The following is a 22,807-nucleotide window of genomic DNA, read 5'->3' as shown; positions in this document are numbered from 1 at the left end:
GACTATGGAGAACAATAAATATCCTCGTGAAGATCTTGATGATGTTGCCCGCCGGGTTGCCAATGGACATTATGTTCAACAGTCGAAGCCAGGTCCTAGTCCTGAGCGCGACAAGTTGGTTAGTGCAGCCCTCGCTAAAATGAAAGCTGAGCGTACTGGTGTTAAGGCTCGCTAATATGGCGGGATGGTGATTCTAGTGGAAAAGAAGAATTGGAATCGCATTGATCGTGTGGCTGATAAAGATAATGGCCACTACGTAGAACGTACGGAACCAGGTAAGATTGATACTTCGGATGTGAGCGCATTTATCTCTGGATACAAGGCTGCTAAGAAGAAACAATGATGATGCCGCCCGTCAGTTCGCCAATGGACATTATGTTGAGCAATCGATGCCAGGTCCTAATCCGAAACGCGATAAGATGGTAGTGAAGCCATCGCTAAAATGAAAACTAAACGTACTGGTGTTAAGGCTCGCTAATAAAGCGGGTCTTTTTTGTTTGCTTATAACTTAATAGTAATAACCTTACCTCGATCGGTTTTAACTAATGGCATTTCAATCACTTGATCTTACTTAGATCTTCCTTAATTTTCTTCAATGTACGAATTGTAAACCATACCATTATTGTTACGGTACCTCCATTGATAACACTAGCAGTCCATTGCTTCGTCATTAGCTATCGTATCCCGTCCCTCTGTAATCCGAAATATCACTTAAAATAATCAATATCACCTATTTTTGAAAACCTGCTTTTTCGCCCCACTCACACTTTCACCCTAGTTAGTCAGTTAACTGCTGCAAGGCATTCACCGACTCCCAACTTTATAATCGCGAATGCTTGCGGTATTCCAGTGGAGAAAATCCTGTACAGTGCTTGAAAAAAATGCTGAACGTATGGATGGAGGAGAAACGAAGCTCTTCCCCGATCGACGATATCGACTTGTCAGTCTCGCGCAACTCGTATTTGGCCTTGTCGAGACATAAATTTCGCATGTAATCCCCGATAGTTCTGCCGGTGGCCGCTTTGAATTCCCGGGCTAAGTGAGAGCGGCTGATGTGGATTTTATCCGCGATCTCCTCAATGCTGTGGTCATAACGGATTTCCTCATGCAAGTAGTCCATCAGCTTGATGATGTGCGACACGAGCATTTTCGGTTTATTGCTACCCAGTTGCGTTCGGTCGAGATACAGCCGCAGCACGGTCGCCAGTAGCTGCAGGAACAGTCCATGTACCATTTCCGTGCTGACCTGCCGCCTGTTGCGTACTTCGCCGATGATCAAGTCAAACAGCCGTTTGATCTGCCCTTCGGCGTCCTTCACGATTCGGTTGACCCCGATGTTGTAATATTCAGCTTCCATACCGCGCATCTGGTCCAGCTTGAATCCCATATAATACAGCCGGAAATTCGAATTCCCGCCCGCCAGCCCGTAATGCCTCTCCCCCGGCTTCGTTATGAACAATTCCCCTTGATCCACGTGGTACAGGGATTTGTCAATGGAATATGACAGCGGTCCCTGATCCAGGTAGCAAAGTTCGAAATGGTCGTGAAAATGGAAATTAGTTGTCCAATTTACGGTTGCGTTCACCCCGATGTAAAACATATTGTCTAGATTGGTGAATGGAAGTTCAAACCGCATTTCCGAATCCGATTCCACTATTCTGGAGTTCAAAGGCGTTATATGCTTCTGGGGCTTCTCCTCGTCCATCCCAACCCCTCCTTCTCGGAGTGATGCTTCAATGATAGAGCACGAAGCTACAGTTGAAAAGAGTTTGCATTCTCGGATAAGGAAAATGATCAAATTATTTAAATTAAGGGTCAAATACTAAAAACAGTTTTCCGCCCAACCGTTATATAATTAAAATGAAAAGAAAACGGTTTCAATAGTAAGGGAGGGGCTGTATGGTAAAAAAGAAATCTTTTGTGATGCTGGTTCTTACAGTGGCACTGGTCGTCTTTGTCATCGGCTGCAGTGGTACGAAGACAATGACCAGCAGCGATTCAGTGGCAAAAGGCGGAAAAGTCAAGGTCGTTGTATGGGGACTCGATCCCATGGCCATCGGAAGCGGCAACAAGGACATGATCGACGAATTCAACAAGTCACATCCCAATATTGAATTGGTAACCCAGGCCATGCCGGGTTCTGCCGGTTACGACACCCAGGACCTGAGCAAACTGACCGCGGCCATTGCCGCCGGTTCTCCGCCTGACGTCGTCAACCTGAATGGGCCATTTATCATGGAGGTGGCTTCAAGAGGAATCCTGATGCCTTTGGACGATATGATAAAGTCGTCGGACCTCGACCTCTCGAAATTCTATGAATATACCGTAAAGCAAATGTCGTTCAAAGGGCATGTCTGGGGGCTGCCCGGCGGCATGGACGACCGGATTCTATACTATAACAAGGATATGTTCAAGCAAGCGGGACTTGATCCTAACACACCGCCCAAAACGTGGGACGAACTGCTCGATTATTCCAAAAAACTTACCGTCATGAACGGCGACTCCTACGAACAGATCGGCTTCATCCCGAACTTCGGAAACAGCTGGCTCTACCTGTACGCCATCCAGAACAACGGGAAGTTCCTCGATGACGAAGGCAAGAAAGTGCTACTGAACTCACCCGAGAATGTAGAAGCTCTCGAATTCATGGTCAAAGGCTACGATATTCTCGGCGGGGCGCAAAAGCTCAACGCATATTCCTCTTCGTTCCAATCAGGCGCGAATGATCCATTCCTTTCAGGAAAGGTGGCCATGGTTATCAACGGCAACTGGGCTTTGACCGACCTGCTGCGATTTGCCCCCAATCTGAATTTCGGTGTGGCTATGCCTCCTACACCGACCGGCGGTGATTTCAAGACATGGAGCGGCGGCTGGGCATGGGGCGTTCCGAAGGGCACGAAACATCCGCAGGAAGCTTTCGAAGTAACGAAATGGCTGACGACGGAAGGACCGAAATTTCAGGCGGAGGGCGCGGCGAAATATAACAAATCGCAGAATAGGACCTACATTCCGGCCTGGACTGCCAATATCGACTTGAATCAATATCTGACTAAAACTTACATTGAGCCGTTGGATAACACCAACGTCAAGAACGCAATCAACTTTTCCGCCGACGCGATGAAAAATTCAATCAGTCTGCCGGTTTCCCCGGTCGGACAGCTGTTGTGGTCGGAACATGCCAGGGCGATCGATGAAGCGATTTATCACAAAGGTAATCCGCAGGACATCTTGGACGCAGCCACCAAAAAAGTGCAGGCAGAGCTCGACAAGTTCTGGTCCAGCAACACCTCGTTAAATTAAATCGTTTCGAGAGGATAGGATATGAGCTCTCTTATCCTATCCTCTAATCTATCTGCGGAAAGGAGCGCATTATGGCTCAATCGAATAAAACCTACCGATTGTCGCGAAGGGAAGCGATAGTCGGCTATTGGTTCGCCTCACCCTGGTTTATCGGACTGATTGTGTTCGTCCTGTTCCCGATCTTCTCTTCCTTGAAATACAGCTTCATGGACTATGATATTCTGCAGCCCCCTAAATGGGTCGGATTCGCCAACTATAAGGCCCTGTTTCACGACATGCTGTTCTGGAGGTCCCTTTATAATACGCTTTACTATGTCATTTTCAGCGTCCCGCTGACAATTGTCATCGGATTGGCCATCGCCCTTCTACTGAATGCGGAAATCAAGGGCATTGCCCTATACAGGACCATGTATTATATTCCTTCTATCGTGCCGGTGGTCGCGGCATCCATTTTATGGGCGTGGATCTTCGACCCGAACTACGGCATTCTAACGAATGTCGTGCATTTCTTCGGCCTGCCAGCACCCGGATGGTTATCCGACCCCTTCTGGGCCAAAAATTCATTGATCCTGATGTCCCTTTGGGGGGCGGGAAGCGGGATGATCATATACCTCGCAGGCTTGAAAAGCATCCCAAAGGTTTATTATGAAGCCGCTGAGATTGACGGGGCGGGAACCATCCAGAAATTTTTCAAAGTGACCCTTCCTCTCCTTAGCCCAACCCTATTTTTTCAGATGATTATCGGGATGATCGGGAGCTTCCAAGTCTTTACCCAATCGTTCATTATAACAGGCGGCGGACCCAACGATTCTACCCTCTTTTATGTGCTGTATTTATACAATAACGCCTTCCGGTTTTGGAAAATGGGCTATGCGTCCGCTCTCGCTTGGGTGTTATTTGTCATCATCATGTTCCTGACATGGATCAGCTTCAAGCTATCGAAACGGTGGGTAAATTACGACCAACTGTAACGGGAGGGGAATCGCATGGCAAAGCCAAAGGCTCAAACCCGGATGATCGTCGAACCGATCAAAGCACCGGCCAGATTATCATTAAGTACTATCTCTCGGCATATCATCCTGTTTGTTTTCAGCATCTTTTTTATATTTCCGTTGCTGTGGCTGTTATCCACCTCCCTAAAGACCGATCTACAGATTTTCAAAGTGCCTCCGGAATTGATCCCGCAACCATTCCTGTGGAAAAATTACGAGAATCTTTGGATTTACTTTCCCTATTTTCTTTTTCTTAAAAACACGGTCCTAATCGTCGTTTTGAGCGTTGCAGGCGTACTCTTAACCTCTCCACTGGTGGGTTATTCTTTCGCTAGACTGCGCTGGCCTGGAAGGGACTTCTTCTTCCTGATCGTCCTTGGGACGCTGATGCTCCCAAGCCAGGTAACCCTGATCCCGTTGTATTTGTTGTTCAGCAAGATGGGCTGGGTCAATACCTTTTTGCCGCTCTGGGTACCTGCCTGGTTCGGTGGAGGTGCGTTCTACATCTTCCTCGTACGTCAGTTCCTGATGTCGATTCCGAAGGATTTGGAAGAAAGCGCGTTTATCGACGGGGCGGGCTATATGCGGATCTATACCCATATCATGCTGCCTTTAATCAACCCGGTACTTACAACGATAGCCATCTTTCAATTTATGGGGGCGTGGAACGATTTCATTGGCCCACTGATTTACCTGAACGACCAGTCCAAATTCACGCTTTCCCTCGGTTTGCGGATATTCCAGCAGCAGGCCTCCCAATCTCAGGGGGAAATCGGCATGATGATGGCAGCGACGGCCATAATGGTCATTCCGGTCATCGCTTTCTTTTTCCTCGCCCAGAGGAAGTTTGTCGAAGGCGTCGTGCTGACCGGCATCAAGGCATGATCAAAATCTTTAAAATTTCGGAAAGTACAGGTAAAGACCTGAATCGGGGTTCATTTTATACTGAAGACGTGGGATAAACTTATTCTTGTTTTTGTGGAAGGGAGAGGGATCATGGCTTTGAGCAATTTACCGCAAACCCAATGTCTACCAAAAGAGGAGGACATCCGGTTCTTCGAAATGAGCGGGTACTGGGTGTCGCCAAAAATTTTTTCGGATGAGCAGTTGGAGCGAATTATTGAGCATCAGGAAAAAATATATCGTGAGGAGTATGAAACTGGGGCGGAGCCGATCTGCAACTGGCTTGAAGGTGTCGACAACCCGCGCGCACTCCGTAAAACCGACAACTCGCACTGGTCGGATTTGACGCTGCGTTCAGTGGCGACCGATCCGACCCTCGGCGCCATTGCCGCTAAACTGATGAAAGTCGACGTCATCCGACTGTGGCACGACCAGCTGCTTTATAAACCCGGTAGGGGGACCGGCAAGGAAACCGCCAACGTCGGCTGGCACCAGGATTACGTCTATTGGCAAAACTGCATGGAACCGACGCTGATAACGGCCTGGGTCGCTTTCACTGACGTGGACCTTTCCAACGGCTGCATGCAGGTTGTTCCTCGAAGCAATCAGTGGGGGCTCGTGAACGTCAACAACTTTTTCGAACAGAACCTCGAGAAGCAGCAGGCGGAGATGGAGGTGCCGGAAAATGAAGTGTTCACGACGGTGCCGCTGATTATGAAGGCAGGACAGGCGAGCTTCCACCATGCTCTGACAATCCATGGTAGCGGTGCCAATGTGACAGAAAAGCCGCGCCGCTCTATGGCGGTCCATCTGATGACGGGAAATACGCGTTATCGGTTCAATCCTAAAGGCGGCCAGCATTTCAACGCACGGATCCTGAACGGTAAAGATGGGGATCTGTACACGGGCGATTCATGGCCGGTGCTCTATCCGTAACTTGCCTCAGGCATAACCAATAATGACTACGAAGGGCCCTTGGCAGCTGTCTTCAATCGTTGGTAGGGCCCTTTTTATGCGTATGGAACTGTTTCTTTCGTAGACATTTACACCAAAGGTAGGTGTTTTGTGAGCATGTACGCATTAGTAAATTTGTATCCCAAATTTTTGGTATGCTAGTTTTCTAAGCTATTTTAGCATCCAAATCTTTGGTCATCGTTAATCTATAATAACTAATGATCAATTCGTCCAGCTTTTGGCTAAGATGTACGACCTCTTCTCGATATAAATCACCACATTGCATCCCAAAATCAACAAGGTGTGATCGTAATCTTTCAATCTCTCCTTTGATCTGATCCATTTTTCTCTCTCCTTATAAATTCACGATAATCATCAGTATAAGAGCTAGAAATCAAATAATCTGTTGAAAGTTGTCTTTCACAAAACTTTCGATTTTGTGAAGATGCAAAGGAGAACAGAAAGAGACCCACAGCAAACAGGGCTGTGGGTCTAATTTATATATTAAAAGGGGGTTAATGCTTCCGGCAGCGGTTTGATAATAAGGACATATGTATCAAATGTTTTATTATGTGCAATAGTCCGTCCCCTTCGGATCATGAATCGAGTAGCAATTCCAAGCCAGCGTAAGAAAAACCAAATTCGGCCTTGTTGCGATCGGATGCGAACAGCGGTCCATTTTGGCTTCAAGTTCACGCAAGGAAAATCGCCGGTGAAGACGGAATTTGGGCAAATATCGGGTTTGCAATTGATGAGCTGCTGATTCGTTTGCGGGCACTGCCGGAACGCATTCTCGAAGGTGAGAGCGAGATCGTATTAAGGCAGGATAAGGAGCGTATACGCTCGTAACTACACATGCCCGGCAAAGCCCGTCAGAATTGGATTCTAAACGACTATTTTTGCTGTTGCCTTCAGGGCTCATTTCTGAGGGTAAGCAATATGGCTGGCTTATGGAAATCTTGGCGACTCTTTACGGTATTACTCTTGCCGCTATTTGGCTATACTTATCCAAATTACACCCAGGTCTAAATCTGATACAAATTTCGCTGCGAGTCATGGGGAAGTGGTTTGGAGGATTTATAGCACTCTTATATATCTTCTTATTTACAAAGGAGCTGCTTATGAAGCTCCTTTTCGTTTCTTCTTAAAAAGGAAAATAGTTTCCTCCTCTGGAGGTAAACATTAGGCGGAAATGAACATGTATACAAACGGATTCAAACCATCCAATCCAGGATAACACCCAGGCAAGGCTGTGTGGGATCCAGTATGACACGCCATGCCTCCTCCGCTTCTGCGATCGGATAACGGTGCGTAATAAGCGGCGTCGTCTGCAGCCAACCCTCAGCGATACCACACAGCGTCTCGTCCATCCGGGGGCGGTCCCAGCCGGACGGGCAGTGCAGCGTGATCTCCTTCTCCCGCAGTGTCTGGATATCGATAAGCCCCGCCGATCCCAAGAACCCTGCCGAGACGAGATGGCTGTTATGCTGCAGGAGCGGGAGCAGCTCATAGAATGTCGGTATCGAGCCCACCGTATCAATAACGACGGCGATCCCCCCGCCTCTGCCGCCGTTAGTCATGCTCTCGTGCAGACGCTCCCCAGGCGCACCCACCGTCTTCGCATTGATCCGCTCCACGCCTGCCGGCAGTCGCGATAGGCGCTCGTCATGCCGGCCGAGCACGGCGACGCGAACCCCGCGGTGCAGCAGCGTTTGCGCAGCCCACTGCCCCACCAGCCCATCGCCAATGACGACTGCAGCATCTCCCGGCGCTACCTGCGGACGAATCCCGCAGTTGTAGCCGACCTGCGTCAGCACCATGCCGGCGTATGCGAGTCCCGCATCGACGCCATCGCCACCTCTACCAGGCAGCTTCCACACCTGGCTTGCGTGGGTGACTGCCGGGCTGACATGCCCGCCGCTCGCGAACGCCATGCCGTTTACCCGACTCGTTGTCGCGAAGACTCGCTCACCAACCGCGATATCGGCGACGGCGCTGCCGATGTGTGTCACGATGCCAACCTTCTGGTAGCCGTTTATCTGAGGGAAGGGCAGCGTATCGCCTTCGCGGTAAGGCTGCTCTCCGGTTATCCGCTCACCCTTCAGGAACGACGATTCCGTGCCAATGCTGATCCAGGAATGCTCGACCTCTATCACAATATCCTCATCACCTGGCTCCGGCACCTCCACGTCCTGATACCGGACGATGCCCTTTTTCGTAAATACAACGCCTCTGCCCTTCATTACTTTTTCCCCTTCACACCTCGAAATCCGTCTCCGGTTCAAAATACACCTTCACCGCTTCCTGCCTCGCTAGCCATCCAACCGCTTCCTTATAGTTGGTGAAGGAGCCGTGATGCGTCTGCAAGCATTCCGCATTTAATCCCTTACTGCTGATCAGATCCAGGAGCAGGACATGATCACGCGGCCCAACCTTGCGGTACTTGTACGATTCCAGTTTCAGTCCTTTTAGCCAAGCATGCCCCGGGTAGATGAGATCGCCCTTGAGCACTCCGAAAATGACGACATGCTCGTCGGTATGGTAAATCACATTCTGGACGGAAGAGGCCGCCCCGACACAGTCGTACCCCAGGTCGAACCGCCGTTCCCCGAGTTCGTCAACGTGGCAGACTTCACTGAGTCCAAGCTCCCGTACATGCTGGATCCGCTCGGCGTTAACATCCACTCCAAGCACCCGCGAGGCTCCCCACAGCCGGGCAGCCTGAACGGCGAGCATGCCCGCTGGCCCGAGCCCCGACACAAGCACGGACTTGCCGCGCATATCGCCGAACTGCAGCAGTCCTATCGTGACGCACTTGAGCAGCTCCACCGACACGGCTTGGCGGAAGCTGATATCGTCTGGTAGCTTTAACAGATCCTCCTCGCGGTAGCATAGGTACTGTGCATACGCCCCCGATCCCGCGACATGCTCCAGCGCCGCCACCCGATCAGCGACGGCGAAGCGGCTCACACTGCGGCCAACCGCCTTCACAACCCCGGCCATCTCATGACCAGGAAAACCCGGCGGCAGCGGGTAATCCGGCGGCATCGCGTAATTGAACATATCCCGCCCCTCCATCATGTTTATGTCCCAGCGGGGACAGGTTGAAACCAGCTTGATCTCTACCAGTACCTGGTCGTCGAGCGGCACCGGTACCTCCCGGTCTACAATCGCATATGCATTCACTCCGCTGATCTGCAATGCCTTCATTCACGTCACCTCTTCAAGAGAATAAGTAGAGAATAAGTATCTACCGCCGGCTCGGACATCCCGCTATACGATCGTGTAGGCGATGCGGTTCTCATGAAACCGCACTTCAATGCCTTCCAGCTCATCTGCGAGCAGCTGTGCGAACCGCCGCAATCCCGGATTCTCGCTGATCTCGTGGCTGGTCTCGATCATATCGATCCCCGCACCGAGCGCGAAACGGAACCCGTAATTATCCGTCTCGCCTGCAATAAACAGATCGCAGCCGTGCCGGATGAGCCGTTCCATATAACCTACGTTTACGAACAGTCCCATACCGCCCCACGGCAGGCCGATACGGCTGACTGGGCGGCTCCGGTCTCCGTCAGTTACCCGCAGACGGTCCAGCTTCAGCGCGGCTTTCACACGCTCGATCATCGTACCGTAGGTCATTTCCCGTACCTCGTAGACGCTGACGTAGTCGGACTCTTCTACGACCGGATCGCCAAGGCCGAGCGCCTCCGCGAAATCGTCGAAGATGCACAGTTTGTCGACGCTACCGTGAGCGCGGATGACTGACAGACCCGCAGCTGCAAGCCGCTCAATGCGCCGCGCGTTCGTGCGCCAAGCCATAAAGTCAGGTACGCCTCCGTTCACCACGATATCGTAAGGGTAGAACAGTGATTCATGTGTCACGATGACGTCGGCGCCGAACGCAGCAGCCGCTGCGATCGCTTCCTCGTCGGCCATCCAGCAAATAAGCGCCTTGCGAACCTCGCGGCGCGGGTCGCCGAAGTGTAGTCCTTCGTCACGGCCGAAGCCGCCCGTCATCCGTTCGATGCAGCGCTGTACACCCAAAACTGTCCAATGTGAGCTCATCCTTTCCTCACGCTCCTATCATCACATTTTGATCGCGCCGGAGCCGAGGCCCTCGACAAACTGTTTGCTTGCGAATACGAACAGCAAGATCAAAGGAATCGACGCCAATACGTAGCCTGCGAACAGCGGGCCCCAGTTCGTTGTGAACATCTGCTGGAAGGTCGTCAGGCCAAGTGTCAGCGGCATTTTACTCTCGTCGCTGATAACCATGAGCGGCCAGATGTAATCATTCCAGGTGCCCAGGATGTTGAGCACGCCAAGTGTAGCGATGATCGCCTTGGAAAGCGGCAGCACGATGGATAATAAGATGCGGAACTCATCCGCTCCATCGACACGGGCCGCCTCGAACATTTCTTCGGGTAGCGACGAGAAAAAGGAACGCAGCACGAAGATGCAGAACACCTGCCCGCCGGCGATATAGGGACCCCACAGTCCGAGCCAGCTGTCCAGTATATGGAACTTGACCACAAGACTGAACAGGGGAATTAGCGTCAACGTAAACGGGACCATGAGCAGCGCGATGATGAGGAAATAGATCTTCTCCTTAAGGAAGAACTTCATTCGCGCCATCGGATATGCCGCTAGGCAGGAGACCGTCAGAACCGCGACGACTGTCACACCGCTAACGATGAAGCTGTTCGCGATATAATGACGGATGACGCCCCAGGCCGATACGTAATTTTCGGCGTGGAATGGGAACGAGATGGTCCACCGCAGCAGATTGAACTGGGACAGGTCCTTAAACGACAGGTTGATGAGCATCAGGAAAGGGATCATGGTCAGCAGGCCGAAAAACAGGATGCCTCCGTGCGTCAACACGGTACGCAAGCGATAGATATGAGTCATCGGTATCTCCTCTCTGCCGTTAATCGGCGCCGTATTCCGTGGAGGATTTCAGATATTTGTTGTTCAGTAGCGTAAGCGCGAATATCAGGATGAACAGAATAACTCCGACCGAACAGGCGAAGCCGAGCCGGTTATTGCTCATTGCTTCCTGGTACATGATGAGGCCGGGCACGGTCGTTGAATAGCCGGGTCCGCCGCCTGTCAGTACGAGCTGAGTCTGAAAGCCCTGTAGCGTGCCGATAATCGTCAAGATCAGGATCAGCTTCACTTGGGATAACACGAGAGGAATCTCGATGGAGATCAGCTTACGGAAACCGGTAGCGCCGTCCATGGTCGCCGCTTCGACAATCGACCTTGGAATACTCTGGAAGCCGGCCAGGAAGATCAGCATTGCCACACCGTCCACCCAGGGGAAGCCAATCAGCATGAGTGACATAAGTGCCGTATCTGGACTGCCGAGCCACAGCGGCAGATTGTCCGCCGGCATGCCGAACGCGGTAAGCACTGCGTTGAAGAGGCCAACGTCAGGATTCATGATGAATTGCCACAGGAGCAGGATGACCATCATCGGGATGACAAGTGGGAACACGAACAGGAGCCGGTACAGATTCTGCAGGCGGGGACTCTTGACCTTGTAGATGAGAAAAGCGACCAGCAGCGGGATCGTGATGGAAATTGCGACCCGCACCAGTGACATCCACAGCAGGTTCCAATAGGCCTGCGAGAACACTTCCGTCGTGAACATCTCTGTGAAGTTTCGGATTCCAACGAAGGACGGCCTGGTGAAGCCATTCCAATCGGTAAACGAATAGACGAAAGCTACAATAGCCGGATAGTAGTTGAAGACAAGAATCATGATGATCGTCGGGAGCAGAAACAGATAGGCGATAATGGTGCTTCTCGTGCTGTGCTTGCGAACGGCGGGCGAGGACGACGATGACATTTCGGTAGGCAAATCGGCGCTCTTCAGCATCGTGCAACCTCCTTGTAAAAGTGACTCAAACGGCTCCATTACAGAACGTGTGTGCAATGGCTCGCTCTCTAACGGCATCATTCACCATTGCTATCGTAAAACCTGCATTTAACAAACATGGGGAAAGGGATTCCCCTTTCCCCATGTTGTTACATCCGATAGGAGTGAGGTCCTATCACTGTCCCTGCTGTGTTAGTGTCTCCGCGGCGCCTTGTTTATAGAACTGCTGCACCTGTGTAATGAACTGGTCAAGGTTCAGCTTATCTGATAGATAAAGCGACAGTGCGCTTTCGAACTTGTCGGAGAAGGCTTTTCCAAGGAACGCCTGGTAATGCTGGATGACGATGAGTGGAATGTCTTCCTGGAACACTTCATGGCCGGTCGGCGCTTCGGCGCCGATGATGTTTGGCTCAGATTCTGTCTCCTTATCGAGTGCGGAAATGTTGGACGGCTTGCTTAGGAACATCAGATAGTCGATGATGGCCTTGATCTTGTCCGGATCGTCCTGCTTCAGGTAGCCCGGCACGATCCACTGTCCAGGCCCCCACGGCCCGTAAATCTTAGCGCCGGTCTCTGTCGATAGCGAAGCTGTTCCCTCGGTGATCGTCGGGAAGTTGAACGAACCGAATTCGAACGGTACTTTCATCGCATTGAGCTCCGAGATCGTCCAGCTACCGCCGAACATCATGGCCGCCTTTCCGGACGCGAACATCTCGTTCTTGTCGTACTTGGCAGCGAAGCCCCTCGGCCAGTATTTGGACCATTCCTTCATCAGCGTGAATTCCTGCTTCAGCACTTCCACGTTCGGCAGCATGCCGGCCTGCGTCGCCTTGGCGATCTCCACTGGATCGACGCGATTGTTCTTGTCCGTGTCCAGCTCATCAATCTTACCGATTAGGAACTGATTGTGGATCAGCGCGTCCGACCACTGCGCATCGCAGCAGCCTTTATTCACCATGTTGAAGGCGAAGGGGATGACGCCGTTCTGCTGGATTTTCGCGGAAATGTCCATGAAATCGGACCAGGTCTTGGGCTGCTGAAGGTTCAGTTGATCAAAGATCTTTTTGTTATAGAAAATCGCCACGCCCACGCCGTCCGCGGGAATGTCGTAAAGCTTACCGTCCGGCGCACGCACAGAATCGAGAATGCCCGGCACAAACGTATCTTTCCAGATCTGGTTGTCGTTATACGGATTCGGCATTTCTAGATACTCGTCGAGCGGGAGAAACCAGCCCTTCTTGTAGTTGTTCCAGGTTTCTTCAAAGTTGAGCCAGAACACATCAGGCGCATCCTTCGCCATCATCCGGGCTTGCAGCCAAGCGTTGCGGTCCTGGTTCGCGGGCACCTTAACAAGCTCGATCGACACGTTCGGGTGCGTGTCCATATATTCCTTATTCAGTTCATCGAGTACTTTCTTCTCGGTCGGATCCTGAGCGTCCGGCTTCTTCGGCAGATGCCCCTGCGGATCGAAACGGATGGTGATCTTCTGGCTGGCCTTGCTCCCGTTGTCGTCTACCTTGCCGGCGTTATCGGCACCGCTGTTCGTGGAAGAGCTTCCGTCATTCCCCCCGTTGTTCGAGCAGCCGAGAAGCACGAGCGACAGAACCGCGATAACGCTTATAATGGCCGCTATTCTCTTTTTCAATGTCAGCACTCTCCTTGTTGGTTATGGTATTGTGCCCCTCATCGGTGATAGTTCTATTGTACAGGGGGCAGACGACCCGATGAAGGTGGGCAGTTTACCTATCTGTGCTGGAATTGACTTGTTGCTGCTCCGGCGTAAGCGAATCACGGTATCCCGAAGGGCTTACACCCACTGTACGCTTGAACACCTGGCTGAAGTGGGACGGATCCTTGAACCCGACTTCGTAGGCAATCTCGAATGTCTTGCCCTCACCGCGTCGCATCAGCTCCTTGGCCTTGTCGATCCGATATTTCCAGAGCAGATCGCGGAAGTTGACGCCGGTCTCCTTCTTGATTAGGCGCGACAGATAGGAGTGGTTGATGTGCAGGTGCCTGGACAGTGACAGCAGCGAAATCTCCTCCGTACAGTGTTTGTCGAGGTAATCGAACACCCGCTTGACCACCGTCGGCTGCTCCGGGTGGGAGCGGGCAGCGATAGACTCGGCCGCTTTGCCGAGGTAATCGGACAGGAATTGAAGCAGATCAGCCAGGATGCTGTACCCGAACAGCGACTTCTGCGCTTGGATGCGGCGCTCCTGATCGACGGGGAAATGCAACTCCTCGAACAACGCGTCTGTACGACTAAGGATCTCGGCGGCATATTGCTGAATCACGTTCTTATTCATGCCGGATGCCAGCATCTCGCGATAAATGCCGCGCAGCGATGCGGCGATCTGCGCCTGGTCGGCGAGCCGGACATGGCCGATCAACTCGACGATCGCCTTCTCCTCCCGCGACACCCGTCCTTGCTCCAACTGGGCCAGTGCATCGAAGGAGATGATCGATCCCTTGCCGAGTAGCATCCGGTATTCCAGGCATTGCCTGCTCTGCCACAGCCCCTCGCGTATCGCCAGCACCGATGGCAGCCGGCGGCTGATACCGACCGACACGCTGTGCCCGGTTATCTCCTTAACATCGGTGACCAGTCCGCCTGCGATCGCAAGCGGCTCGGAACCCGTCCCGAACTCCGATCCGTCCGGCTCGAAGAAGACGGCGATGATGCCATTGCGGTCAAGGTACGTCCAATACAGACGGGGCTGGTCCTTCAGCCGGTGGTCAACGATCTCTCGCAGAACCATCAGGGACAAGGGCCTATCCGAGAGATACAGCAGCTCGGCGTTGTCGATCTCCACCAGCGCGACCTGGATCTGCCGGTCTTCGACCTGCCGCCTGCGGATCAACACGGCGGCTTCGTCCGGCTCTCCTTCGCACGCTAACAACAGCGCCATTAGCTTCTCCTGCTCCAGCCGATCGTCCTCGTTCATTCGCAGAACACCCTGCTGCAGCAGCTCCACCGATTCCAGCAGCTCGGGAATGCGGATCGGTTTCGTGATGAAATCGCAGACGCCGAGCTTCATCGCCTGCTTTGCGTACTCGAAGTCGTGGTATGCGGAGATGAACATCACATGAATGTGCGGATGGTCTGCTCGGAGGTGCTCGGCCAACTCCAGCCCGTTCATGGCGGGCATCCGGATATCGGTGATCACGAGCGTCGGGCCGGTCTTCTGGATCATCTCCAGCGCCTCAAGTCCGTTCGAGGCCTTGCCAACGACCGTACAATGGACGGCCTCCCATTCCAGAAGCCCTCCTAGATGGTCGCGGATCAACGCCTCGTCGTCAACGATCAGAATTCTCATAATCGTCATTCTCCCCTCTCTTGCAGGATGATGGGCAGACGGATCTGCACAACCGCTCCGAATTCCCCGCCCTCGCTGTTCTTCACGGTGATCCCGTATTTGCCGCCGTAAAGCAGGTGCAGCCGCGATTCCACATTTTCGATACCTGTGCCGAGCCCCCTCGACGCGGCGCGCCGCGAGACCGAGAAGCCGGGGCCGTTGTCCTGAACCTCCAGCATTAGGTCGAATTGATGCTCGTACGCCCTAATGGCGACCCGGCCCTGCCGTTCCGTTAACTGGTCGACGCCATGCTTGATGGCGTTTTCGACGATCGGCTGCAGAATCAGCTTTGGAACTTTCAGCGCCTCCAGCCCCTGCTCGATCTCTATCGACCAATTCAGCTTATCCTTGTAACGGTATTTATGCAGCTGCAGAAAGGCCGTAGCCAAACCGAGCTCCGTTTCAAGCGGCACCAGATCCTGCTTGGGCATGATCGAGGAACGGAGGATTTTCGATAACAAATCGACCATATTGGGAATTTCCGCGGCCTCAGGCCCTTTCGCCATAATACTGACCGATTCCAGTGTATTGTAGAGAAAATGAGGGTTAAGATGCATTTTCACCACCTTGAGATCGGCCTCCCGTTTCAGAAGCTCCGTCTTGTAGACTTTCTGGATCAGATATTTGATCTTCTCCATAAGCCGGTTGAAACTGGTGCATAGCTGTGCGATCTCGTCGTTCGTCGTGATGCCGCCGATCTGGTAGAACTCTTCCCGCTCCGCCCGACGCATCAACCCGCTCAGCTTCATAAGCGGTTTTGTAATATGCCTGAGGATGAGGAACGTTAGGATGAACACGATAAACCACGCAACCAGCGTAATCCCTACCGCATAGTAAGCCAAATCCGTGATCTCGCGGTTAAGGTCCTTCTTTGGCAGGAAGCTTGTATAGGTAAAGCCCGTATAGTACGAGCTCCGCCGATTCACCACCATCTCTTGATCCTTCCCGGCCAGCTCTAGGCGGCTGTCGATCAGCTTCGTATCCCGGGCGGACAGAATGAGATTATTGGAGTTCGTGATGTAGAACGCTCCGTTCGTGTAGGAGGCGTACGTCTCCTGCAGCGCTTGGGGCTTCAGCATGATCGCGATGTAGCCGATTGTTTGCTCCGTCGTCCGGTTGACAACTTTCATGGCCGATGTGACCCGTCGCTGATCGGTAAAGAACGCCCAGCCCAGCTTATCCATCTCCTGTAGGTTCGCGATATACGTAATGGCGGGGAAGCTCATCACCGGCTTTGCTCCCTCCAGTGCATACGTATAGCCGTCCAAGGTGAATAGGTACACCTCGTCAATCATCATTTCAGACGCCAACTCAGTCCGCAGCTCGTCCATCAGTGCCAGCTCCAGATCGGTACGATCTGCAGGGGTAAGAGGATATATGTCGGGGTCATCCGCATTGTTCAGCAGCCTGCTGGCGGAATATAGGTTGCCAAGCCGAAGGGCCAGCTGCTCCACGAGCTTTAGGATGCCGTCGATCTTGTCTGCCGTCTCCACCAGCGTCTGGCTGCTCGTCGTCTTGATCTTCTCTTCCATGATGGACGTGGTCCGGATGTAGAACAGGCCTATAATGATAATCAGCGGGATGACGGTGAGCAGGGAGTAGACGACGAGAATCTTGTAGAACAGCTTGGATGTGAGCCGGTTCCACAGCTTTCTGAAAAGTGGCATGGCAATGACCTCCTTGGCAGATCGAATGCGGACATGTGTATGCAGCATTCGCCGCATATGCGGCGTTCTCCTTTTTTGGACGGTGGAAAAAGCCCGTTGACCATTCGAGGGTCTGCCGGCGCAGCGGTGTCGGGCCTATTGCAGAAATGGGGGCCAAATTCAACCCTAAATGGGGCCGCCATTGCACAATTTGCGATGAGATTGATCGCGATCCTGCACTTTTCGACCGATCCTCTTGTATAATTGCCAGCCTGAAAGCAAGAAGCCGTTTCCACCCCGAATCATTTCGGGACGAAAACGGCTTGCGAGAGGGAATGGCACCGGTAGGCGAACTCGACCACCAGTATCTGGTGGATGTGCAGCTCTGGTTCAACCGCCGACAGGGCGCCGGTGCCGTCCAGTGTATAGGAGACCTCCTGCATACCCGGCGCCAGGTAGACCCGGGCGGCTTAGCCGGCGATCATCGGCGACCACGCCGATATACGGGATGCTCGAAGCGCCGCCGAGTGTCCACGGCTCCAGCTCTTCAACGGCCCAGTAGACCCGGTCGATTAGCTCATAAACGCCGACCTCCAACGGCCCTACGGATGCAGCTGCTCCCCGATACAGCAGCTGCCGAGCGTCGCCATGATTGTCGCGCATTCGAACGCCAGCTGCGTCTATTTGTTCAGGCTCCCGAAGAAGCCCCAGTTCTTCGGGAACATGTGGTCATGCCGCTGGCTGGCTTGCCGGTCTGCCGTAAGTAGCGCGTCATCACCGGAAAGTGGTAGCTGTTCCAGCTTATCGGCGCTTCCAGTTCGATATAATCGAGCGCCTCGTCTCGTGCACGTCCCACTTACCAGCGGCAATTGCAGGTGGATGCCATCCCGGGGCTCGCCTCCTTGACGATCGCTCGGGAATCTTCCATAAAGGCGCGCAGCGTCAGGTCGACCAGACGGTCCATGTCGTCGTTGCTTGCGGGACCGAGCCCAAGCTAGACGGCTTTATCGAGGCAATATGAGCAATAGTAGGATCCGTTCGGATAGGTGCCCATATCTATAAATATCTCCGCGACATCCGGAAACTTCCGGACGAACTCCCGGAGCAGCGGGTGGAACCATTCGTGGATGAATGGCGAATTGTAACAGGCCCAACCCCACTCGACGCCATAGTTCGTATCCAGCCATCGTCCATCACGCATTTGCAAGGCCCATTCGGGATCGACGATAACGAAGCGATCGTTAATGTTCGTACCAAAGTGTACGAAGAGGCTGATGCTATCCCGCTTCGCCAACGGCAGCAGAGGCGCGAGCAGATCCTGCTGCAGGCCGGGATGGACGGGCGCAATGTCGGATTCGTATTAAGCGTTGCCGCAGGCGCATCGGCCGAACACTGCGGTGACGGACGAGCCGGTCGGGATCGTAATGCTCACCAACTTTATCCACCCAATGCGGCTTATGGAATTCGAGATGGATCCGGCGGCTGGACGATATGACATCGGTTTTCGGGATGCCGGTGATGTTCATACGGACGTATGCTCCAGTCGGTTATCCATCCAGTCCTCGAGCGTGGCTACCCGCTCTGGATACAGATAGCTGCGCGCAAGGAAGCCGGTACCGTGCTGCGGCATTGGATCCTGATCGGTCGGCTGGTACCGGAGATCTACGCTCCAGCGCACATGGTCGGAGTTGTTCGGCGTCGACATGTGCAGCAGCCGATCGTTGAATAGGATCGCTGTACCGACCTTGACCGGCAGCGGCACCGTCGGCGTCTTGCCGAGCTGCTGCTCGTGTAGTGCCGTGTATCCAGTACCGGAGTAGGACTCTTGGTGCCACTCCAGCAGTTTATTTCGCTGCGTCCTTGGCTTGATGTGGAGGCAGCCATTTTCCAGTGTGGCGTCGACGAATGAAATCCATACCGTAATGACCGGGTTCACGTTGGCGTCCGGCCAGTACGACTTGTCCTGATGCCAGGGAACGGCACCGGCTGCCACCTTCGGCACTTTGGGCCGAACGTTATAGACAGGGCTCGCGAAGATCTCCCCGCCAATAAGAGATTCAACCGTATCGAGGATTTTAGGATTGCTCATGAGGTGATAGTAACCCGGGATCCGGTCGCGCCACCCTCGGCCATAGTGCAGAAACTCCTTATCCGTGAAGTCGGCAAAAAGCCCCGCCAGCCTGTACGGGAACGGCAGATGCTCCAGCTTATCACCGATCATTCCATTGGCATACAGCTCATCCGCGATCATCGAGACCTTCTCCATCATCGCCTGCCGTGCCTGCTCCATATCAGCCTCATCCAGCAGATCCGGCATCACCAGGTATCCTTCCTTGTCGTACGTGTCCAGCTGTTCTTTGGTCAAATTTCCGCCTCTTCGTCCAGTTTCCATAAATATCGCTACGCCTCCTGTTTCCTAATTACTAGAGTCACGAACGTTTCCTTTGTAACGCTTACATGGTATCATGACGGAAGAACGCCGTATTTGGTTTAGGTTCCGCAGATTTGTCCAATTTTCCGCCAAAAAATCGAAGGAGATGTGACCATGCCCCCCCAGCAGTTGTACGAGATGACGCCCCACGTCGGTACCGCGCGATTTTACCAATACAACGGCGATGTGTACGAACGGCACCGGCTGGGTAACTGCTATGCCTTCCATCTATTCATGGGCGGCGGCGGACATGCCTTCATGAGGGTGGAAGACCGGACGATCGCACTTGACAAGGGCATGCTTGTCTTCGTCCGTCCCGGCGTAGGCCATTCCTTCCATGTCTCTGCGGATGATCAAGTGCAATCGCATAATGTCTATTGCGACCTCTGGCAGCAGGACGGTTTCATATCCGATCTACCGCAGTTCACCTTCCCGCCGAATCCGTACCATTCGGAGACGGGGACACTTGAAGCGACTTGCCCCGAGCTCGACCGGCTGCCGGTCTCGGTGTCCCTAGCTGCCTACCCGCATCTGCTCGACAACTTCGTCTACCTCTCGCGCACGGCCAACGAGCCGCGCGTCTACCGGCAGTGCATGTTGGACAGCTTGTTCTATGCGTGGCTGCTGGAGCTGCACCATACCTTGTTTGCGCTTCGCCCCAAGGACCAGCGGATCCTGCGCATTCTGCGGAAGATCGATGCCCATCCCGAGCGGGCGGCTTGCCATGTGGAGTGGAGCAAGGCGTGTGGACTCAAAAAGTCCTATTTTTACGAGCTGTTCAAGCAGGAGACCGGCATACCGGTTCATGCGTACGTGGTCCAGGCCCGATTGAAAAAAGCCGCCGCTATGCTCCAGGAGACCTCTCGCTCCGTCACTTCCGTCGCGGCCGAGCTCGGCTACTCGTCAATCCATCATTTCTCGCGCCAGTTCACGGCTCGTTTCGGCGTTAGCCCAAGCAGGTATCGTGCCGGGGCGCAAATAGCAGGATACGGGGGTTAACATGAATCTTATATGACAGCAAGCAGTCCAGCCTTTGGTAAGGGAGAGCTGCTTGTTTTGGTGTTCTATCTGCTGCTTGGAGAAAGAATATACCTTTTCCTCTGTCTGCTTGGAACTTAAGAATGCCCTCTTCTGGTGACTCGACCTGAATGACAGCGACATCTGTCTCTAACTCAATACCGAGGACGCAGATACTGTTTAAACACCTATAGCGTATCGTCTTTGTAATTGGGTTGGGCGTAGTGCCAGATCCCTTCATGGGCGAAGAACATCGTCTCTGCTTTGGAACCCTTCGCCTCTGTACAACGATATTCTTATAACGCCCGATGCTGGCCGTATTGATCCGACTTAATTTTTAGGTTCGAATAAACTAAAAAATCGCTCCCCCTTTGCCTTTTAGGGGAGCGATTTTTTTTTATTCAAGCCTGTGTGTTTTGGTTACATCCCAAATGTTTCCTTTAATACTAACTGTCATATTGTCCACTTTCTTAACCCCAAGCCTTCCCTGACCCAACACTCGTTCCAACCATTCTAGATTGGCGGTGAACAACTGAGCTAACCCTTCTTGTACTTTACTTGATAAAGTAGCAAGGTCAGTAGCAAGCATGACACCCATACAAGTACAATAATCTTGAACAGGGACACTGTATCACATAGCTATCCCTGCCGATTGTAGCCGTTACCGATACCGGGGTAAGGAGATTGCCGCGCCACATATCCCGGATAGGAGGCTTGCGGATGTTGCTCCGCCTGCGGTGGGTAGCTGTCAGGCCGCGCTTGATTCGGGCAATCGGCCGACGGACCGATCGTCGTCGTGCTCTTGATCGGCGCGAGCGCCTGCGTCACCATCGCTTGATCGAGGCAGTACGTATGGGCGAGCATGTTTCTCGGGGCCAGCCTGAGGAAGTCGGATACCGCGATGAATTCCGGTACTGGCGCGTCGAAGATTGCGAGCAGATGCGTATCGTCTTCGGTAGCTATCTCCCAGTGGAACCACCCCTGGGGAACATTAGCCACCTGGCCGGGCGTAATATTGTAGTTAAGCACGGTTTTCGTGAACGGATTCAGGATCGACACGACCGCTGCGCCTCGAATGCAATAGACCAGCTCAGAGGCGTTCTGATGAATATGCGGCTCAACCACATTCGCTTTGGATAAGTAGATGTCGAGCAGAGATACGTTGCCCAGCGTATTCATCTGCTGAATACCAAGGGCGTTAATGAAATTGTTCCCGTCCTTCGTGAATGTACGATTGTTCTTCAGATCGTAGAAATATTGTACGTTTGGAGAAGTGAAATCCATGTAGGATACAGCCATCCGCTCAGCCTCCCAATTGTGGTTTCATCTTTACTAAGCGTATTCCACTGCATCTACAGCCATGACTAATGCACGATCCTGCCCGTTCTAATGCTTTATTTTCATCTAACTGCTTCTTGATCGTGATCTTCGGCAGCAGCCGGCCCAGTGTCATGGATAAGTCTATCAATAAAGCCAGTTGAGCTTACATAGGGATATCTTCATTTAATTGTTTAGAATTTACCGTAACTACAGAGACGGCATGTTAATAGTAATCAAATGCATAAATATAAGAGAACAGGCAAGAATGGCTACTAAAACCCTAGTGAGGTGATATCATGCAAGAGGCAAGAAAAGATGGATGGAGAACGGATGAAGACCAATTGCTCGCAAAGATTGTAATTAAACATATTTGTGAAAAAAGTACACAGCTAGCCGCTTTTAATGAGGCAGCTCGCCAATTGGGAAGAACAGAAAGTGCTTGTGGATTTAGATGGAACTCTCAAATACGAAAACAATATGCAACGGAAATTGAAGGAGCAAAACTAGAACGAAACCAACGCTCCAATTCAAACCAGATAATTAACCAAGTAAGTGTTTCAGCTATTGTAACGGAAGCAGTGTCAACAGATCAGGAATACATGCCTGATTACATGGATAAAATCATTCAATTAGCTGAAAAGCAGCAACAACTTATAAAAAATATGGCAATTCAAATTAAAAGCCTAAAAGAACAGCTGCAACAAAAGAACGATGAGCTAGAACAATTAAAATTCATCCCTCAACAAACGATTACTGAAGAAACATTAAAGGAAGACTTTGAGACGTTACTCCAGATATTCCATAGAGCAAAGCAATTAACATAACTCGAAGATACTTGGCTCATCTTCAATCCCCTGGAACACAGATGCAAAAGTTAGTGGCTTGGGTCATTTTCGTAATAGCAAAAACAATAAAATTGAATTTATCTATTTTCTAATCAAGAGATTTATTCCCTAGAGGACCATAAATTAAAAAAGTTTCACCTGTTTAACAAGGTGAAA

The 22,807-nt window shown here is 52.2% G+C and carries 25 protein-coding genes; 11 read left to right on the top strand and 14 right to left on the bottom strand.

Annotated elements, in window-relative coordinates; translation table 11 throughout:
• Positions 1-4 precede the first annotated feature (4 nt).
• Entirely contained in the window at positions 5-175 is a 171-nt protein-coding gene (locus tag ACFPYJ_RS19370) for a hypothetical protein (protein WP_379189837.1), read from the top strand.
• A gap of 21 nt (positions 176-196) precedes the next feature.
• Entirely contained in the window at positions 197-343 is a 147-nt protein-coding gene (locus ACFPYJ_RS19365) for a hypothetical protein (RefSeq protein ID WP_379189836.1), read from the top strand.
• Between the two features lie 477 nt (positions 344-820).
• Here the strand turns inward: ACFPYJ_RS19365 and ACFPYJ_RS19360 are convergent, their stop codons facing one another.
• Positions 821-1,705, bottom strand: a complete 885-nt coding sequence (locus ACFPYJ_RS19360) for an AraC family transcriptional regulator (RefSeq protein WP_379189835.1) — start codon at positions 1,703-1,705, stop codon at positions 821-823.
• 194 nt (positions 1,706-1,899) lie between these two features.
• On the opposite strand from ACFPYJ_RS19360, the gene ACFPYJ_RS19355 reads away from it, so the two are divergent.
• The 4 genes from ACFPYJ_RS19355 to ACFPYJ_RS19340 all read left to right on the top strand — a co-directional run bounded on the left by ACFPYJ_RS19355 (position 1,900) and on the right by ACFPYJ_RS19340 (position 6,131).
• Positions 1,900-3,300 (top strand): ABC transporter substrate-binding protein, encoded by a 1,401-nt coding sequence (locus ACFPYJ_RS19355; RefSeq protein ID WP_379189834.1) that lies wholly within the window; start codon positions 1,900-1,902, stop codon positions 3,298-3,300.
• A 71-nt stretch (positions 3,301-3,371) separates the two neighbouring features.
• Complete coding sequence (locus tag ACFPYJ_RS19350) at positions 3,372-4,271, top strand: carbohydrate ABC transporter permease (RefSeq protein WP_379189833.1); 900 nt, start codon at positions 3,372-3,374, stop codon at positions 4,269-4,271.
• Between the two features lie 15 nt (positions 4,272-4,286).
• Entirely contained in the window at positions 4,287-5,177 is an 891-nt protein-coding gene (locus ACFPYJ_RS19345; RefSeq protein ID WP_379189832.1) for a carbohydrate ABC transporter permease, read from the top strand.
• Between the two features lie 111 nt (positions 5,178-5,288).
• Complete coding sequence (locus tag ACFPYJ_RS19340; protein WP_379189831.1) at positions 5,289-6,131, top strand: phytanoyl-CoA dioxygenase family protein; 843 nt, start codon at positions 5,289-5,291, stop codon at positions 6,129-6,131.
• Positions 6,132-6,315: 184 nt separating this feature from the next.
• On the opposite strand, the gene ACFPYJ_RS19335 is transcribed toward ACFPYJ_RS19340, so the two are convergent.
• Positions 6,316-6,492: a Spo0E family sporulation regulatory protein-aspartic acid phosphatase gene (locus ACFPYJ_RS19335; RefSeq protein WP_379189830.1), complete on the bottom strand. Its 177-nt coding sequence runs from the start codon at positions 6,490-6,492 to the stop codon at positions 6,316-6,318.
• 305 nt (positions 6,493-6,797) lie between these two features.
• Here ACFPYJ_RS19335 and ACFPYJ_RS19330 point away from each other — a divergent pair, with 305 nt between their 5' ends.
• A complete protein-coding gene (locus ACFPYJ_RS19330) occupies positions 6,798-6,998 on the top strand; it encodes a hypothetical protein (RefSeq protein ID WP_379189828.1) in 201 nt (66 codons plus the stop codon).
• A 29-nt stretch (positions 6,999-7,027) separates the two neighbouring features.
• A complete protein-coding gene (locus ACFPYJ_RS19325) occupies positions 7,028-7,297 on the top strand; it encodes a GerAB/ArcD/ProY family transporter (RefSeq protein WP_379189827.1) in 270 nt (89 codons plus the stop codon).
• A gap of 66 nt (positions 7,298-7,363) precedes the next feature.
• Here ACFPYJ_RS19325 and ACFPYJ_RS19320 read toward each other — a convergent pair whose 3' ends face one another.
• The 9 genes from ACFPYJ_RS19320 to ACFPYJ_RS19280 all read right to left on the bottom strand — a co-directional run bounded on the left by ACFPYJ_RS19320 (position 7,364) and on the right by ACFPYJ_RS19280 (position 17,701).
• Positions 7,364-8,392, bottom strand: coding sequence for a hypothetical protein (locus ACFPYJ_RS19320; protein WP_379189826.1), 1,029 nt, complete (start codon positions 8,390-8,392; stop codon positions 7,364-7,366).
• A 13-nt stretch (positions 8,393-8,405) separates the two neighbouring features.
• Positions 8,406-9,359 carry a zinc-dependent alcohol dehydrogenase gene (locus tag ACFPYJ_RS19315; protein ID WP_379189825.1) on the bottom strand — a complete coding sequence of 318 codons (954 nt, stop codon included), beginning with the start codon at positions 9,357-9,359 and terminating at the stop codon, positions 8,406-8,408.
• Between the two features lie 63 nt (positions 9,360-9,422).
• Complete coding sequence (locus tag ACFPYJ_RS19310) at positions 9,423-10,214, bottom strand: Nif3-like dinuclear metal center hexameric protein (RefSeq protein ID WP_379189824.1); 792 nt, start codon at positions 10,212-10,214, stop codon at positions 9,423-9,425.
• Positions 10,215-10,235: 21 nt separating this feature from the next.
• A complete protein-coding gene (locus tag ACFPYJ_RS19305; protein ID WP_379189823.1) occupies positions 10,236-11,060 on the bottom strand; it encodes a carbohydrate ABC transporter permease in 825 nt (274 codons plus the stop codon).
• Positions 11,061-11,079: 19 nt separating this feature from the next.
• Positions 11,080-12,033: a carbohydrate ABC transporter permease gene (locus ACFPYJ_RS19300; protein WP_379189822.1), complete on the bottom strand. Its 954-nt coding sequence runs from the start codon at positions 12,031-12,033 to the stop codon at positions 11,080-11,082.
• Between the two features lie 175 nt (positions 12,034-12,208).
• On the bottom strand, positions 12,209-13,678 hold the full coding sequence (locus tag ACFPYJ_RS19295; protein WP_379189821.1) for an ABC transporter substrate-binding protein: 1,470 nt from the start codon (positions 13,676-13,678) through the stop codon (positions 12,209-12,211).
• Positions 13,679-13,772: 94 nt separating this feature from the next.
• Positions 13,773-15,353, bottom strand: a complete 1,581-nt coding sequence (locus ACFPYJ_RS19290) for a response regulator (RefSeq protein ID WP_379189820.1) — start codon at positions 15,351-15,353, stop codon at positions 13,773-13,775.
• 5 nt (positions 15,354-15,358) lie between these two features.
• Positions 15,359-17,059 carry a sensor histidine kinase gene (locus tag ACFPYJ_RS19285; RefSeq protein ID WP_379189819.1) on the bottom strand — a complete coding sequence of 567 codons (1,701 nt, stop codon included), beginning with the start codon at positions 17,057-17,059 and terminating at the stop codon, positions 15,359-15,361.
• Between the two features lie 369 nt (positions 17,060-17,428).
• Positions 17,429-17,701 (bottom strand): hypothetical protein, encoded by a 273-nt coding sequence (locus tag ACFPYJ_RS19280; protein WP_379189818.1) that lies wholly within the window; start codon positions 17,699-17,701, stop codon positions 17,429-17,431.
• 460 nt (positions 17,702-18,161) lie between these two features.
• On the opposite strand from ACFPYJ_RS19280, the gene ACFPYJ_RS33210 reads away from it, so the two are divergent.
• Entirely contained in the window at positions 18,162-18,533 is a 372-nt protein-coding gene (locus ACFPYJ_RS33210) for a hypothetical protein (protein WP_465263364.1), read from the top strand.
• A 27-nt stretch (positions 18,534-18,560) separates the two neighbouring features.
• Here the strand turns inward: ACFPYJ_RS33210 and ACFPYJ_RS19270 are convergent, their stop codons facing one another.
• Entirely contained in the window at positions 18,561-19,430 is an 870-nt protein-coding gene (locus ACFPYJ_RS19270) for a phytanoyl-CoA dioxygenase family protein (RefSeq protein ID WP_379189817.1), read from the bottom strand.
• Positions 19,431-19,583: 153 nt separating this feature from the next.
• On the opposite strand from ACFPYJ_RS19270, the gene ACFPYJ_RS19265 reads away from it, so the two are divergent.
• Entirely contained in the window at positions 19,584-20,468 is an 885-nt protein-coding gene (locus ACFPYJ_RS19265; RefSeq protein ID WP_379189816.1) for a helix-turn-helix domain-containing protein, read from the top strand.
• Between the two features lie 415 nt (positions 20,469-20,883).
• Here the strand turns inward: ACFPYJ_RS19265 and ACFPYJ_RS19260 are convergent, their stop codons facing one another.
• Positions 20,884-21,084, bottom strand: coding sequence for a hypothetical protein (locus ACFPYJ_RS19260; RefSeq protein WP_379189815.1), 201 nt, complete (start codon positions 21,082-21,084; stop codon positions 20,884-20,886).
• A 41-nt stretch (positions 21,085-21,125) separates the two neighbouring features.
• On the bottom strand, positions 21,126-21,785 hold the full coding sequence (locus tag ACFPYJ_RS19255; RefSeq protein WP_379189814.1) for a cupin domain-containing protein: 660 nt from the start codon (positions 21,783-21,785) through the stop codon (positions 21,126-21,128).
• A 317-nt stretch (positions 21,786-22,102) separates the two neighbouring features.
• Between ACFPYJ_RS19255 and ACFPYJ_RS19250 the strand changes: the two genes are divergently transcribed.
• Positions 22,103-22,630 (top strand): hypothetical protein, encoded by a 528-nt coding sequence (locus ACFPYJ_RS19250; RefSeq protein WP_379189813.1) that lies wholly within the window; start codon positions 22,103-22,105, stop codon positions 22,628-22,630.
• Positions 22,631-22,807 lie beyond the last annotated feature (177 nt).

It is taken from the genome of Paenibacillus solisilvae, assembly GCF_042656405.1.
Lineage (GTDB): Bacteria > Bacillota > Bacilli > Paenibacillales > Paenibacillaceae > Paenibacillus_Z > Paenibacillus_Z solisilvae.
The sequence above is the reverse complement of the archived record's forward strand: the minus strand, read 5'-3'. Positions and strand labels throughout refer to the sequence as shown.

What these genes read in the sequence shown, in the direction of transcription:
- ACFPYJ_RS19285 (WP_379189819.1), bottom strand. Translation starts at nt 17,059, where the DNA reads ATGCCACTTTTCAGAAAGCTGTGGAACCGGCTCACATCCAAGCTGTTC.
- ACFPYJ_RS19335 (WP_379189830.1), bottom strand. Translation starts at nt 6,492, where the DNA reads ATGGATCAGATCAAAGGAGAGATTGAAAGATTACGATCACACCTTGTT.
- ACFPYJ_RS19340 (WP_379189831.1), top strand. Translation starts at nt 5,289, where the DNA reads ATGGCTTTGAGCAATTTACCGCAAACCCAATGTCTACCAAAAGAGGAG.
- ACFPYJ_RS19310 (WP_379189824.1), bottom strand. Translation starts at nt 10,214, where the DNA reads ATGAGCTCACATTGGACAGTTTTGGGTGTACAGCGCTGCATCGAACGG.
- ACFPYJ_RS19280 (WP_379189818.1), bottom strand. Translation starts at nt 17,701, where the DNA reads ATGCGCGACAATCATGGCGACGCTCGGCAGCTGCTGTATCGGGGAGCA.
- ACFPYJ_RS19260 (WP_379189815.1), bottom strand. Translation starts at nt 21,084, where the DNA reads ATGGGTGTCATGCTTGCTACTGACCTTGCTACTTTATCAAGTAAAGTA.
- ACFPYJ_RS19290 (WP_379189820.1), bottom strand. Translation starts at nt 15,353, where the DNA reads ATGAGAATTCTGATCGTTGACGACGAGGCGTTGATCCGCGACCATCTA.
- ACFPYJ_RS19305 (WP_379189823.1), bottom strand. Translation starts at nt 11,060, where the DNA reads ATGACTCATATCTATCGCTTGCGTACCGTGTTGACGCACGGAGGCATC.
- ACFPYJ_RS19370 (WP_379189837.1), top strand. Translation starts at nt 5, where the DNA reads ATGGAGAACAATAAATATCCTCGTGAAGATCTTGATGATGTTGCCCGC.
- ACFPYJ_RS19345 (WP_379189832.1), top strand. Translation starts at nt 4,287, where the DNA reads ATGGCAAAGCCAAAGGCTCAAACCCGGATGATCGTCGAACCGATCAAA.
- ACFPYJ_RS19270 (WP_379189817.1), bottom strand. Translation starts at nt 19,430, where the DNA reads ATGGAAACTGGACGAAGAGGCGGAAATTTGACCAAAGAACAGCTGGAC.
- ACFPYJ_RS19355 (WP_379189834.1), top strand. Translation starts at nt 1,900, where the DNA reads ATGGTAAAAAAGAAATCTTTTGTGATGCTGGTTCTTACAGTGGCACTG.
- ACFPYJ_RS19320 (WP_379189826.1), bottom strand. Translation starts at nt 8,392, where the DNA reads ATGAAGGGCAGAGGCGTTGTATTTACGAAAAAGGGCATCGTCCGGTAT.
- ACFPYJ_RS19265 (WP_379189816.1), top strand. Translation starts at nt 19,584, where the DNA reads ATGCCCCCCCAGCAGTTGTACGAGATGACGCCCCACGTCGGTACCGCG.
- ACFPYJ_RS19250 (WP_379189813.1), top strand. Translation starts at nt 22,103, where the DNA reads ATGCAAGAGGCAAGAAAAGATGGATGGAGAACGGATGAAGACCAATTG.
- ACFPYJ_RS19255 (WP_379189814.1), bottom strand. Translation starts at nt 21,785, where the DNA reads ATGGCTGTATCCTACATGGATTTCACTTCTCCAAACGTACAATATTTC.
- ACFPYJ_RS19350 (WP_379189833.1), top strand. Translation starts at nt 3,372, where the DNA reads ATGGCTCAATCGAATAAAACCTACCGATTGTCGCGAAGGGAAGCGATA.
- ACFPYJ_RS19315 (WP_379189825.1), bottom strand. Translation starts at nt 9,359, where the DNA reads ATGAAGGCATTGCAGATCAGCGGAGTGAATGCATATGCGATTGTAGAC.
- ACFPYJ_RS19300 (WP_379189822.1), bottom strand. Translation starts at nt 12,033, where the DNA reads ATGCTGAAGAGCGCCGATTTGCCTACCGAAATGTCATCGTCGTCCTCG.
- ACFPYJ_RS19360 (WP_379189835.1), bottom strand. Translation starts at nt 1,705, where the DNA reads ATGGACGAGGAGAAGCCCCAGAAGCATATAACGCCTTTGAACTCCAGA.